13 protein-coding genes are annotated in these 11,856 nt (G+C 64.1%); 7 read left to right on the forward strand and 6 right to left on the reverse strand.

The window, feature by feature from the left end; all coding sequences use genetic code 11:
• Positions 1–3: 3 nt before the first annotated feature.
• The 5 genes from ACSVIE_RS18025 (at position 4) to ACSVIE_RS18045 (ending at position 4,688) form a co-directional block, all read left to right on the forward strand.
• Positions 4–1,152 (forward strand): MFS transporter, encoded by a 1,149-nt coding sequence (locus tag ACSVIE_RS18025; RefSeq protein ID WP_442424724.1) that lies wholly within the window; start codon positions 4–6, stop codon positions 1,150–1,152.
• Positions 1,153–1,304: 152 nt separating this feature from the next.
• Positions 1,305–1,796 carry a DUF805 domain-containing protein gene (locus ACSVIE_RS18030; RefSeq protein WP_426006101.1) on the forward strand — a complete coding sequence of 164 codons (492 nt, stop codon included), beginning with the start codon at positions 1,305–1,307 and terminating at the stop codon, positions 1,794–1,796.
• Between the two features lie 142 nt (positions 1,797–1,938).
• Entirely contained in the window at positions 1,939–3,141 is a 1,203-nt protein-coding gene (lhgO, locus tag ACSVIE_RS18035; RefSeq protein WP_442424725.1) for an L-2-hydroxyglutarate oxidase, read from the forward strand.
• Positions 3,142–3,542: 401 nt separating this feature from the next.
• The gene (locus tag ACSVIE_RS18040) at positions 3,543–3,845 is read left to right on the forward strand and encodes a DUF4193 domain-containing protein (protein ID WP_426006103.1); all 303 of its coding nucleotides are present in this window, start codon (positions 3,543–3,545) and stop codon (positions 3,843–3,845) included.
• 297 nt (positions 3,846–4,142) lie between these two features.
• Positions 4,143–4,688 carry an AMIN-like domain-containing (lipo)protein gene (locus ACSVIE_RS18045; RefSeq protein WP_426006104.1) on the forward strand — a complete coding sequence of 182 codons (546 nt, stop codon included), beginning with the start codon at positions 4,143–4,145 and terminating at the stop codon, positions 4,686–4,688.
• 104 nt (positions 4,689–4,792) lie between these two features.
• On the opposite strand, the gene ACSVIE_RS18050 is transcribed toward ACSVIE_RS18045, so the two are convergent.
• The 4 genes from ACSVIE_RS18050 to ACSVIE_RS18065 form a co-directional block, all read right to left on the reverse strand.
• Positions 4,793–6,331 (reverse strand): APC family permease, encoded by a 1,539-nt coding sequence (locus ACSVIE_RS18050; RefSeq protein ID WP_442424726.1) that lies wholly within the window; start codon positions 6,329–6,331, stop codon positions 4,793–4,795.
• An 11-nt stretch (positions 6,332–6,342) separates the two neighbouring features.
• Positions 6,343–7,368, reverse strand: a complete 1,026-nt coding sequence (locus tag ACSVIE_RS18055) for an agmatine deiminase family protein (protein ID WP_442424727.1) — start codon at positions 7,366–7,368, stop codon at positions 6,343–6,345.
• Positions 7,365–8,396: a nitrilase-related carbon-nitrogen hydrolase gene (locus tag ACSVIE_RS18060; RefSeq protein ID WP_442424728.1), complete on the reverse strand. Its 1,032-nt coding sequence runs from the start codon at positions 8,394–8,396 to the stop codon at positions 7,365–7,367. Before ACSVIE_RS18060 ends, ACSVIE_RS18055 begins: the two co-directional genes overlap by 4 nt.
• Before the next feature lie 193 nt (positions 8,397–8,589).
• Positions 8,590–9,171, reverse strand: a complete 582-nt coding sequence (locus ACSVIE_RS18065) for a helix-turn-helix domain-containing protein (protein ID WP_442424729.1) — start codon at positions 9,169–9,171, stop codon at positions 8,590–8,592.
• Positions 9,172–9,257: 86 nt separating this feature from the next.
• Between ACSVIE_RS18065 and ACSVIE_RS18070 the strand changes: the two genes are divergently transcribed.
• Complete coding sequence (locus tag ACSVIE_RS18070; RefSeq protein ID WP_442424730.1) at positions 9,258–10,238, forward strand: NAD(P)/FAD-dependent oxidoreductase; 981 nt, start codon at positions 9,258–9,260, stop codon at positions 10,236–10,238.
• A 61-nt stretch (positions 10,239–10,299) separates the two neighbouring features.
• Positions 10,300–10,509 carry a hypothetical protein gene (locus ACSVIE_RS18075; protein WP_426006110.1) on the forward strand — a complete coding sequence of 70 codons (210 nt, stop codon included), beginning with the start codon at positions 10,300–10,302 and terminating at the stop codon, positions 10,507–10,509.
• 76 nt (positions 10,510–10,585) lie between these two features.
• Here the strand turns inward: ACSVIE_RS18075 and ACSVIE_RS18080 are convergent, their stop codons facing one another.
• A complete protein-coding gene (locus ACSVIE_RS18080) occupies positions 10,586–10,972 on the reverse strand; it encodes a flagellar assembly protein FliW (protein ID WP_442424731.1) in 387 nt (128 codons plus the stop codon).
• The gene (gene flgL / locus ACSVIE_RS18085) at positions 10,969–11,856 is read right to left on the reverse strand and encodes a flagellar hook-associated protein FlgL (protein WP_442424732.1); all 888 of its coding nucleotides are present in this window, start codon (positions 11,854–11,856) and stop codon (positions 10,969–10,971) included. Before flgL ends, ACSVIE_RS18080 begins: the two co-directional genes overlap by 4 nt.

Consider the following 11,856-nt stretch of genomic DNA (forward strand, 5'->3'; position numbering starts at 1 on the left):
CATATGGGCGCGCCCGGATACCTCGCAGCTTCCGTTCCGCCACGAATGGCAAGCGCGGGAGCCGCAGTAGCCCTGCCCCTCGCGGCCGTCGAGCAGGTGGGGGATGTCGCCGTCGGGGGTCTCCTGGTAGCAGCATCGCTGGGACCAAGCGTTCTGGCGGCCCCTTTGGCGGGTACGGCGCTGGACCGCGCGGCCCGGCCGGGGGCGCTGATCGCTGGCGCCGGGCTGCTGACGGCTGGCTCGTTCGTTGCCGCGGCGTTCCTGGGACAGGTGCCCTTGCCGCTGGTCTTTGTGCTGCTGGTAGTGGCAGGCGCTGTGTCGCCGTTCTACCTGGGTGGCTTGTCCAGTTTTGTGGCAGGTGCCATCGCCGATGGGAGGCGGGCTTTCGCCTACGACGCCCTGTCCTACAACGTTTCGGCCGTAGCGGGGCCGGCCCTGGTTGCGGCGATCGCTGCTTTCCTTCCCGCCCGGGCGGCGCTGGCGGTGTTGGCGCTGGCCGCTGTGGCTGGAGCCCTGGCCGTGGGGATCTTGAAGCTGCGTCCGCACGGTCGCAGTGCCGGCTCACCCTGGCAGGCCATCACCTCGGGATTGCGCAGGATCTTCGGGCATCGCCCTTTGGCGGTGGTGACAGCATCGTCAACGTTCACCCAGTTGGGGCAGGGCGGACTGGCGGTGGCCGCGATCGCCTTGTCGATCGAACGGATCGGCTCCCCGGCCGAGGGCGCGGCGGTCGTGACGTCATTTGCTGTCGGCAGCCTTGCCGGCGCACTCTACGAGACGGCGCGCCCGACCCGCCGGCAGCCCCACTGGGTCATGCTGGCAGGATTCCTGGCCACTGGTGGACTGACGGTCATGGCTGCCATTGACCTGGGCATGGTGTGGGCGGTCATCCTGATCGGACTGTCAGGCGTCTTCACGGCGCCGACCGCCGCGGCCATGCTGTTCCTGCGCAACCAGCACAGCCCGGCGCCGTTGAAGTCGCAGATCTTCACGGTCAGCGCCGGGTTCCGGGCAAGTGCTTCGGCAGCCGGTGCAGCTCTGGCTGCCTCGGCGGCCGGACTGGGCGGTGCCGGGCTGGTCATCGCCATGGGAAGCATCTGGATCGTCTCCGGACTGATGATGGCCGCCTATCCCAAAAACGCAGGTTCGTGACCTTTTTCACGGCAGGAAACATTCCGTCAATCGGCTAAATCGCGGTTAATTTTGTCCATCGAACTGCCTAAATTGCCGCCGGGGCACTACGATGATCAACGACTCGTCACCGAGTACGCATCATTCACACTTTAAGTTCGGGGGATCTACCAATGAGCTATCCGCAGCAACCGCAGCAGACCCAGCCTTACGCAGCACAGGGCGGCGAGCCGCCGCTTTGGGCTCCTTACTACGGCGCGCCGATCGGTGCAGCCATCCAGCGTTTCTTCAAGAAGTACGCCACCTTTACCGGCCGTGCGAGCCGCAGCGAGTACTGGTGGGTTGCCCTTGCCCTGGGCGTCATCGGCTTCGTTCTCCAGCTCCTGACCGGCCTGCTTGGCAGCGCCGGCGCTACTGTTTCCGCCAACGGCACCGCGACTCCCGGCCCCGGTGCAACCGTTGGCCTCATCCTCCTGCTGGTGTTCTACTTGGCGGTGCTGGTTCCCTCCATCGCCCTGTTGGTCCGCCGCCTCCACGACGGCAACTTCAGCGGCTGGCTTGCGCTGCTGGGCCTCATCCCGTTCGTCGGCGGTCTTGCCATCCTCGTCTTCGCGCTCCTGCCGTCCAACCCGGCCGGCCAGCGCTTTGACGTTCCCACCGCCTAGGGAATCCGGTTCCTGACGCCATCAAGGGGCGGCACCTGGTGTGCCGCCCCTTTTGCGTACCCGCCAGGCCCGGGTTGCGTCCTGCACGGACGGAGCCATGGCATGCTGAAAGCTTCGGACACCTTCCCCGACCAGGAGTGACATGACCAGCACCATCAAGCGCTGCGCAGTTATTGGCGGGGGCATCATCGGGGTGGCCGTAGCGCGGGAACTGACCAGGAAGCTCCCTGAAGTCCAAGTGACGGTGTATGAAAAGGAAGACCGCCTTGCGGCCCACCAGACCGGCCACAACTCGGGAGTGGTGCACGCAGGCCTCTACTATGAGCCCGGCGGGCTGAAGGCAACACTGTGCCGCAGGGGTGTCCACTTGCTCCAGGAGTTCTGCGCCGACCGGGGCCTGCCCTATGAGGCGTGCGGCAAGCTCGTCATCGCCCAGACCCCGGAAGAATCAGCCCGGCTGGACAAGATCTTCATCCGGGCGCAGGCCAACGGGGTCCCCGGTGCACGGATGCTGACCGGCGGGCAGATACGCGAGGTGGAGCCGAACGCCGTCGGGCTGTCCGCACTGCACTCACCGGAAACCGCCATTGTGGACTACGCGGCCATCACCGCCGCGCTCGCCGATGATGTCCGCGCCGCCGGCGGGGATATCCGCTTGGGGCAGGAAGTGACCTCGCTGGAGCAGCACGCGCAGGGTGTGGTGGTGGGCACCCGCGACGGACGTGACCACTACGACCTGGTGGTGGCGTGCGCGGGCCTGCAGTCCGACCGCCTCGCCGCGGCCACAGGGGAACCTGCTGCACCACGCATCGTTCCGTTCTTCGGGCAATACTTCCTGCTGGGCCAGGAAGCACGCGAATCGGTCAAAGGGCTGATCTACCCTGTGCCGGACCCCAGGCACCCTTTCCTTGGCGTGCACCTGACCAAAAGGATCGATGGCGAAATGATGCTTGGTCCCAACGCATTCATCTCCTTTGGCCGTGAATCCTATTCATGGCAGGACATTAACCCGCGCGACGTCATGAATTACGCCGCCTTCCCTGGTTTCTGGAATTTCGCCCGCCAGAACATTCCCTCTGCGGTCCGCGAGTTCAGCACGGTGGTGAGCCGCAGGAAATTCGTCAGGGAAGCCGTGCGCTTTGTGCCGGCCCTGGAAGGGGCTACAGTGCGGCCCGGAACCCGGGGCGTCCGCGCCCAGGCAATGAATGCTGACGGCACGCTGGTGGATGATTTTGTCATTGCCCGACGCCGGAACATGGTTCTGGTTCGGAATGCGCCGTCTCCGGGGGCTACTTCGTCGATGGCGATCGCGGAGTACATCGTCCAGCAGGCATTGCAGGAGTAATTTACAAGACGGTGACGCACTGGAAATCCCCGGCGAATCACGGCCCGGTAGTTTCCCGTCATGACTACTTCATTAGCTGCCGGATGCAGAAGAATCGGCTCGGCCATCGCCCGATGGATCGAGGCCGCCTACGTACTGGAATGCGCTGGGCAGGATGGGCGCGGGGCGGGATCGGGGTGCAGTGATTTGGCGTGGTTGCCGGCACTGAGCGGGGTGACCGTAGCTGCCGCTCATTCCATTCAGTCGCACGCGGAAAACACGCGTCCTTCCTTGTAGGCACAAGGTAAAAGGTGGCCGGGTGTCGCGTTGGGCACACTATTAGTTGATAGCGGGAACTATGCCCTAAACTGCTGCACTGAGGTGCCGGATCGGCACTGTGCAGCAACGAAAGCGAACCCTCAATGGCTACTGATTACGACGCTCCGCGCAAGACAGAAGAAGAGTCTCCCGCTGAATCGCTTGAGGCCCTTCAGGCGTCGCGTGGTGCCGCTGCCCAGACCGCGGTCATCGACGTCGACGACAACGACACTGCCGAAGGCATTGACCTTCCGGGAGCCGATCTTTCCAATGAAGAACTGACCGTTGTTGTGGTCCCGGAGCAGTCCGACGAATTTACGTGTTCTTCCTGTTTCCTGGTCCGCCACCGCTCACAGGTTGCGCTGGAAAAGAATGGCCTGAAGTACTGCAAGGACTGCGAAGGCTGAACCGCCTGCAGCACAAACCTCGTGGACCCCGACAAGCGAAGAAACAGCTTGGCGGGGTTTTCGCATATCTGCGCCGGTTTTATAACGCCGCGGTGTCGTTATCTTCGGTTACGGCAGTATGCACGCAGCCCCGCTGAAAGTGTCCTGAAAGCCAGAAAATGGCGCCTTGCATAACCTGCCCGTGACCGGCGATAAGCCCCCCCTAACGGTTATGCGCCGAAGAGGACACGGACGGAACAAAGCGGCGGATCCGCTCCTAATCTGGAGGTATCCATCCCGCCTTGAAGGGGGCAAAAAATGAGGAAGTTAGGTGCGGGTCTGGCGGCACTGGCAGTGGCTGCCGTACCCGGACTGATGGGAGCGGGGCCGGCGGCTGCGTCACCCTATTGCGGAATTACGTGGGGTTCGCTGGCCAAGGCCGATCCCGACATGAGTTCCGCGCACGTCACCAATGTCCGTACGGGCCAGCAGCCCTGCTACGACCGCATGGTGGTCGATCTTGCCGGCAAAGTGGCCGGTTATTCAGTGCACTACGTTCCCGTAGTGACCCAGGACGGCTCCGGGTTCCAAATTCCCGTGGCGGGGGACGCGGACCTGCAGGTGGTGGTGACGGCTCCGTCCTACGACCAGTACGGAAACCTTAGCTATGCACCTGCGGCCAAGGCTGAGCTGTCCAACGTTTCCGGATACCAAACGTTCCGGCAAGTGGTCTACGCGGGAAGCTTCGAGGGACAGACCAGCATCGGGCTGGGGGTCCGTGCCCGCCTTCCGTTCCGGGTCTTCATCCTGGACGGACCCGGCGGCGGTTCGCGCCTGGTGGTGGACGTGGCACACCGCTGGTAGGCCTCCCTTATCGGTGACACCGCCAAACAACGGGAAAGCTGCCGGTTCGTACGGAATCTTCCGTACGAACCGGCAGCTTTCCAGCGAAACCGTGGTTCCAGGGGCTACTCCGGGACCACCAGCGCGGGGGTGTCCTTGCGGATGGTTTCGCCCCGGAAGAATCCGGGCCTGAGGCGTGACATGACCAGCATGACCACCACACCCAGTGCAAGGATGCCCACGCCGAGTACGAACACCAGACCCACGCCGAAGATCTCCGAACCGCTGCCGAACTCCGGCGCCCAACTGTCCACGGCGGTCTGGATGAACACCACGAAGAGGCCAACACCGCCCAGCAACGGGCACAGGAACCGCAGGACCACGTTGCGTACGCTGGAGAACAGGCTGTTGCGGAAATACCATACGCAGGCAATCGCGGTGAGTCCGTAGTAGAAGCAGATCATTAGGCCCAGGGCCAGGATGGTGTCGTTCAGGACGTTTTCGCTGATCACGTGCATCACCGCGTAGAAGCCCGCGGACAGGACGCCTGCCGCGATGGTGGCGTAGCCCGGCGTCGAGAATTTCCTGCTCATCCGGCTGTAGCGCTCCGGCAGGGCGCCGTAGTGCGACATCGCCAGGAGGCTCCGCGACGGTGACGTGAAAGTGGACTGCAGCGAAGCAGCCGAGCTGGACAGCACGGCAAGCGACATCAGGATGGCGAACGGGCCCATCACCGGCGAAGCGAGCGCAGTGAAGATGTTGGCATGGTTTTCCTCGTTGTTCAGGCCCACCCCGGAATCGCCGACGCCGGCAAACATCATCGTGGCGATGGTGACCAGCAGGTAGATGCCCAGGACGGCCACGGCAGTCAGTGTGCCGGCGAGGCCTGCGGTTTTCTTGCCGTTGGCAGTTTCCTCATTGACGGTGAGGCACACGTCCCAGCCCCAGTAGACGAAGATCGACAAGGAGATTCCCGCCGCGATCTGGCCGAATGTTTCCACCTTGGTGACATCGAACCAGTCCCAGCTGAAGGGAATGGCGGTGGGGGAGGAAGACCAGTTGGCGAAGGCCATGACCACGAACAGGCCAAGGGCCACCAGCTGGAAGCCAACCAGTCCGTACTGGACGATCTTGGTGGTGTGCAGGCCCCGGTAGCTGACCCACACGGCCAAGGCAACGAACACCAGGCACGTCACCACGTTGAGGAGTTTGTTGGAGGCGAGGTCGGCGATCTCCGGATTGCCCGCGAGCTGGGACAGGAACAGGTAGAAGAAGTCCACTGCCACGCCTGCCAGGTTGGACAGGACGATGATGTTGGCAGCGAGCAGGCCCCAGCCACCCATCCAGCCCACCCAGGGACCGAACGCTTTGGTGACCCAGGTGAACGTGGTGCCGCTGTCCGGGGAATCGGAGTTGAGTTCCCGGTAAGCCAAGGACACCAGGATCATCGGAATGAACCCGATGAGGAAGATTGCCGGAAGCTGTAGACCGACAGTGCTGATGGTGGGACCCAGGGCCCCGGTCAGCGTGTAGGCGGGTGCAATGGTGGAGATGCCAAGAACGACGACGGCGAGGAGCCCCAACTGCCCCGTCTTCAGTCCCTTGCCGCTGATGTCATGCGACGATGCGGCTTCACTGCCGCCGCGGTGGATTGTCTGGCTCATGAGGGCCCTTTCTAGATGGCCGTAGGCTGCTGCTGCGTGATGCAGTGGATGCCGCCGCCCCGCGCGAAGAGTTCGCGCGCGTCAACACTGACCACGCGTCGGCCGGGGTAGGCATCGGCGAGAATGCGGAGTGCTTTCTCGTCCATGGGGTCATTGAAGCTGCAGGCGATGACCCCGCCGTTGACCACGAGGTGGTTGATGTAGCTGTAATCCACATACCCCTCGTCGTCGGTCAGTGTTTCCGGGGCCGGAACTTCGATGATGTTCCATTCCCGGCCTGCTGCGTCGTGGGTGGTACGCAGGAAGTCGATGATTTCGCGGGAGACCTTGTGGTCCGGATGCTCGGGGTTCTGCTGGGAGTGGACCAACAGGGTGCCCGGGCTGGGGATCGCCGCAACAATGTCCACGTGGCCGCGCGTGCCGTACTTTTCCGAGTCACGGGTCAAACCGCGGGGGAGCCACACAACGTGGGTTGCTCCGATGGTGCGGGCCAGCTCCTGCTCAATGTCGGCCTTGGTCAGGCCCGGGTTGCGGCCCTGGTCCAGCTGCACTGTTTCCGTGACCAGGACGGTGCCTTCGCCGTCCACCTGGATGCCGCCGCCCTCGTTGACGATCCCCGAGGGGACGTGCTGTGCCTTGGCCTTGCCGCTCACGAACTCCGCGATGAGGGAGTCCTTGTCCCAAGCGGCCCAGTCCTGTCCTCCCCAGCCGTTGAAGATCCAGTCCACGGCGCCGAGCTGGTTGGTGGCGTCAAGCACGAACGACGGGCCGATGTCGCGCATCCAGGCGTCGTTGAGCTCCGCCGTCAGTACCTCGACGCGGGGGTCAAGGTAGCGCGCGGCTGTATCGACGTCGTCGGGGGATACCACCATGGTGACCGGCTCGAACTCGAGGATGGCGTTCGCGACGGCGGCCCAGGTGGTGCGGGCAGCGTGCGCTTCTTCCTCCGTGTCGCCCAAGGTGTAGCCGCCCGTGGGGAAGGCCATCCAGACGCGGTCCTGGGGCGCCGTCTCGGACGGCATGCGCCAGGCGCTCACGCCGAAACCGCCTGTGGCTGCTGGCTTGATGCGGGGCTGGCGCCCAATGGAGCGTCCGGGTTCACGGGCTCGGTGAGGCGGGCGTAGGTTTCCGGGCGGCGGGTGGCGAGGAACGGGAACAGGGTCAGCCAGTCCTTGCGCTGGTCGAGATCCAGGTCTGCCACCAGCACGGCGGACTCGTCGCGCGGAGCCTGGACCAGGACACGGCCGTAGGGGTCGGAGATGAACGAGGAGCCGTAGAAGTTCAGTGTTCCCTCACTGCCGTGGCGGTTGGGGGCGATCATGAAGAGACCGTTGGCGATGCCGTTGCCCACGATGACCTGCTGCCACAGCGGCTGCGTATCGAAGTCCGGGTGGTCCGGTTCGGAACCGATGGCCGTGGGGTAGACCAGGATTTCGGCGCCGCCCAGGGAGTACATGCGGGCGAGCTCGGGGAACCATTCATCCCAACAAGTGGGCATGCCCAGGCGTGCGCCACCGAGTTCGGCCGGCGCGTGGACGGCGTAAGCGTCGTCGGCGTCCGGGCCCTGGCGGAAGAACTTGTCCTCGTAGTAGCCGGCAGTGACGGGGATATGGAGCTTGTGCGTGCGGGCGACGAGTTCGCCGGCAGGGGAGACCAGGATGGCGGTGTTGAGGCCCAGGCCGTCATCGGTGCCGTCCGGGTTCTCTGCACGCTGGTACAGGGAAGCGTGGACTGAGACGCCGAACTTGCGGGCGGCCTCGGAGGCGAAGGTGAACGTGGGACCTGTGAGCAGGTCCTCGGCGATGTCCGAGGGGCGGACACCGGCGTCGGGCTTGTTCTCGGGCCGCGTGTCTGCGGGGTAGCGGGAGAGCGTCAATTCCGGCAGGAAGACAACCGTTGCGCCGAGCTTGGCCGCACGCTCGATGCCCTCGTTCAGTTCCGCGCGCAGGACGGCTTCGTCAGCGTGCCACTGGTGCTGGACGACGCCGACCCGCAAGGGGGTGCGGGTGGACGGTTCGGTGCGTGCCAGGGAAGTGGGGGCTTCGAGGCGGGTAATTTCAATCATGATGGCATGTACTCCGGTGAGACGACTGTCACTAAATGAATAGCGTTCATTTAGTATGGCGGCAGTCACGCCGGAGCGCAAGGGGTGAAATGAATGCCGTTCGTTTATGACCCGTCGCGAAGTGGCATTTGATGACAATGTGGGGCGGCGGGACTGTCATCAAATGCCATCTCGCGGGGGTGGGGGTGTGGGATCAGCGTTTGGGTCTGGCCCTTACGTGCATGCGCTCGCCCTGCTGGCCGAACAGGGTCAGGAGTTCCACCGGCTCCTTGCCGGCGCTGGCGAACCAGTGCGGGGTGCGGGTGTCGAACTCGGCGGCTTCGCCTGCTTTGAGGATGAAGTCGTTGTCCCCGAGGATCAGCCGCAGCTTGCCGTTGAGGATGTACATCCAGTCGTACCCCTCGTGGGATTGGGGATTGGGGATTTCTTTGCCGGTGGAGCCTGGAAGGACCATCTTGAAGGCCTGGATGCCGCCCGGCCGCTTGGTCAGGGGCAGTGCCGTTCCCCATTCGTGGACGTGCGGCTTCAAATGGATCCGTGGATCGCCTGTTTCCGGCGCGTCGATGAGTTCTTCGAGCGGCACCTGGTGGAGCCGGGCAATGGGCAGCAGCAGTTCAAGGGTGGGCTTCCGCTGGCCGGACTCAAGCCTGGAGAGCGTACTGACGGAGATGCCGGTGGCTTCCGAGGCTTCAGCGAGGGTCAGGTTCTTTTGGGTGCGGAGGGTTCGCAGGCGCGGGCCGACGGAATGGAGGAGCTTGTTGACATCGGAATCCATGCTCACATTTTGCCATAGCAGCAAACTATCTTGCCGGTATGCATGCTGCCGCGGAAGCATTGGATACGAAGGGAAGGAAGGGAAACATGGAAAAGCAGTACGACGTCGTAATAGTGGGTGGTGGCGCAGCTGGGTTAAGTGCAGCCGTCACGCTGGCCAGGGCCTTGCGCTCGGTGCTCGTTATTGATGCCGGTGAGCCGCGGAATGCGCCGGCGGAAGGGGTGCACGGATTCCTCTCGAGGGACGGCATGAGCCCCCGGGAACTGCTGGCTGTGGGACGGGACGAGGTCCGCAAGTATGGCGGCGAAGTGCTGGCCGGCACGGCCGTGGCGGCACGTTCGACGGCGGAGCCTGGCCTGGGCACGGACCCCGCCTTTGAGGTGGATCTCGACGGTGGGCAGGTGGTTGGAGCGCGGCGATTGTTGGTGGCCACCGGGCTGAGCGACGTCCTCCCCGGGATCGAAGGAATCCAGGAACGCTGGGGCAAAGACGTGATTCATTGCCCGTACTGCCACGGCTGGGAGGTAAGGAACGCCTCCATCGGGATCCTTGGAACAGGACCCCTTTCCATGCACCAGGCATTGCTCTTCCGGCAGTGGAGCCCCAGCATCACACTGTTCCTGAATGACCTGGTGGAGCCGACGGAAGAGGAATGGGAACAACTCGCGGCCCGTTCCATCGCCGTGGTGGAAGGAAAGGTGAAGTCCCTGGAGGTAACAGGTGACGCCTTGGCCGGTGTAGCCCTGGAATCCGGGACGGTCATTCCCGTGGAAGCTGCGGTAGTCGGTCCACGCATGGAGGCCCGTTCGCAGGTGCTCGAGTCGCTTGGCATCGAACCTGCGGAACATCCGATGGGCGTTGGCCATCATGTGGAAAGTACGGCCCTTGGCGGTGCAACTTCCGTTCCCGGGGTGTGGGTGGCCGGCAACGTCACGGATCTGACCGGTCAGGTGGTGGCCGCGGCCGCCGCAGGAAACATGGCCGGTGCGGTGATCAACGCGGACCTCATGATGGCAGAAACCCGGCGTGCCGTGGAGCAGGCCAGGATGGCGGTTCCCAGCAAATAACGGTCGACTTGTGACGCCGGGGCGAGGACGATTAAAGGGCAGCCAGTTAAGGAGGTTGGGTATGTGCTACTCGTACTATGAGGACTTCGAGAGGCGCACGAAGAAGGACTCCGCGCGCAAACCCGAAACGCACACCACAGAGGAAACTCCGGTTCAGCCCGCCGGGAAGCGTCCACCCACGGAAGGCACGCTGTGGACGTTCCTGGCCCGCCGGCGTCGGGAATTTGACGTCACCGAACCGACAACCGAACGCATCCGCGAGAAGGTCTGATCGGTATCCATCTGACTGGCATTAGCGGTTGTTCTGAAGCCTCAGAACAACCGCTAATGCCAGTCAGTTGCGAAAATCAGCTGGCGAGTTCCGCACGCAAGGGGTACAGGCCGCCGTCGAGAATGACCTGGAGGCACACCCCCGTGGCAGGGTTCAGCAGGAGCGGAGCCATCAGGTTCACCGTGGTCTTCTCCGGCGAGGGGTTCACCACCACCAAAAGGGTTCCTTCCCCGGTTGCAGGGAGTCCCACGGACTCCAGAGCGAATGCCGGGATGGTGGGAGCGTAATCCGGAACATACACGGAGGCATCGGCAAGGAACATGCGCACCTGCGGCTCCTCCGCTTCCAGGGCAAACAGGCCCACGGCCCCCGGGATACCGCGCAAGGAGAACCCGCCGGCAGCCTCCAGTCCGGGCATGGGCGCGGCAAAAGTCAACGACTCGAAGGCCAGTGCCGTGCTCATCGCAGGAAGTCCATGAGCGTCGGCTGCAGGACCTTGGCGGTCACTGCGAGGGCCACTTGGTAGTTGGTCTCCTGCACCTTCAAATCCATGACTGCCTTTCCCAAATCCAGGTCTTCCACCCGCGACCTCTGGGTTTCCAGCGTAGCCTTCATCCCTTCCAGGGAATCCTGTGCCTGCCCCAGGCGTGTCTGCCGCATCCCGACGCCGGCCCGCCCGTCGATGACCGACTGGATGCGCTCACCGATCGCGGCCAACCGCCCGTTGGGGTTGATGCCGGCCCGGATGTCCGCGACGACGTCGCCCACCACAGTGAAGACCGAGCTCGCGCCGCTGCCGAAGATCGCGCCGCCGTCGGAATCCACCCGCACGGTCCGCGAGGCGTCAACGCGGCGTTCCACCGAACTGTTGGCGGTGCCGTTGAATACCGGGGGAGAGCCGTTGGTGAAGGCGCCGTCCGTGTCCGCGCTGCCGGCGAAGACGTTCCGGCCCAGGTACCTGGTGTTGGCTTGGGTCAGGAGGTCCTTGCCCAGGCCTTCGATTTCGACGGCGATCGCCTCCTTCGCGGAATCGTTCAGGGTGCCGTTGGCCACCTGGACCACCAAGTCCCGCACCCGGTTGAGGATGTTGGTGGACTGTCCCAAGGCCGTGTCGGCAGCCGCAAGCCAGCCGTTTCCGTCGCTGATGTTGCTGCCGTATTGGTTGGCCGCATTCAGCTGGCCCCGCAGGGCGATGGCCTGCGCGGCGCCTGCCGGATCGTCGGAAGGGCGGTTGATGTTCTTGAGCGTGAGCGCACGGTCCTGCAGTTCGGCCAGCCGGGTTTGCGCCGACTGCAGGCTCCGCTGCGATGAAGCGGCCATCATGTGGGTGGTGACGCGGTTGAGCAC

This window comes from Paenarthrobacter sp. NCHU4564 (genome assembly GCF_052156435.1).
In the GTDB taxonomy this organism is placed as follows: Bacteria; Actinomycetota; Actinomycetes; order Actinomycetales; family Micrococcaceae; genus Arthrobacter.

Bases quoted from the DNA above. Each gene is read 5' to 3' on its own strand.
- ACSVIE_RS18070 (WP_442424730.1), top strand. From the start codon at position 9,258: ATGGAAAAGCAGTACGACGTCGTAATAGTGGGTGGTGGCGCAGCTGGG.
- ACSVIE_RS18065 (WP_442424729.1), bottom strand. From the start codon at position 9,171: ATGGATTCCGATGTCAACAAGCTCCTCCATTCCGTCGGCCCGCGCCTG.
- ACSVIE_RS18045 (WP_426006104.1), top strand. From the start codon at position 4,143: ATGAGGAAGTTAGGTGCGGGTCTGGCGGCACTGGCAGTGGCTGCCGTA.
- ACSVIE_RS18075 (WP_426006110.1), top strand. From the start codon at position 10,300: ATGTGCTACTCGTACTATGAGGACTTCGAGAGGCGCACGAAGAAGGAC.
- ACSVIE_RS18050 (WP_442424726.1), bottom strand. From the start codon at position 6,331: ATGAGCCAGACAATCCACCGCGGCGGCAGTGAAGCCGCATCGTCGCAT.
- ACSVIE_RS18080 (WP_442424731.1), bottom strand. From the start codon at position 10,972: ATGAGCACGGCACTGGCCTTCGAGTCGTTGACTTTTGCCGCGCCCATG.
- ACSVIE_RS18030 (WP_426006101.1), top strand. From the start codon at position 1,305: ATGAGCTATCCGCAGCAACCGCAGCAGACCCAGCCTTACGCAGCACAG.
- ACSVIE_RS18025 (WP_442424724.1), top strand. From the start codon at position 4: ATGGGCGCGCCCGGATACCTCGCAGCTTCCGTTCCGCCACGAATGGCA.
- ACSVIE_RS18060 (WP_442424728.1), bottom strand. From the start codon at position 8,396: ATGATTGAAATTACCCGCCTCGAAGCCCCCACTTCCCTGGCACGCACC.
- lhgO (WP_442424725.1), top strand. From the start codon at position 1,939: ATGACCAGCACCATCAAGCGCTGCGCAGTTATTGGCGGGGGCATCATC.
- ACSVIE_RS18040 (WP_426006103.1), top strand. From the start codon at position 3,543: ATGGCTACTGATTACGACGCTCCGCGCAAGACAGAAGAAGAGTCTCCC.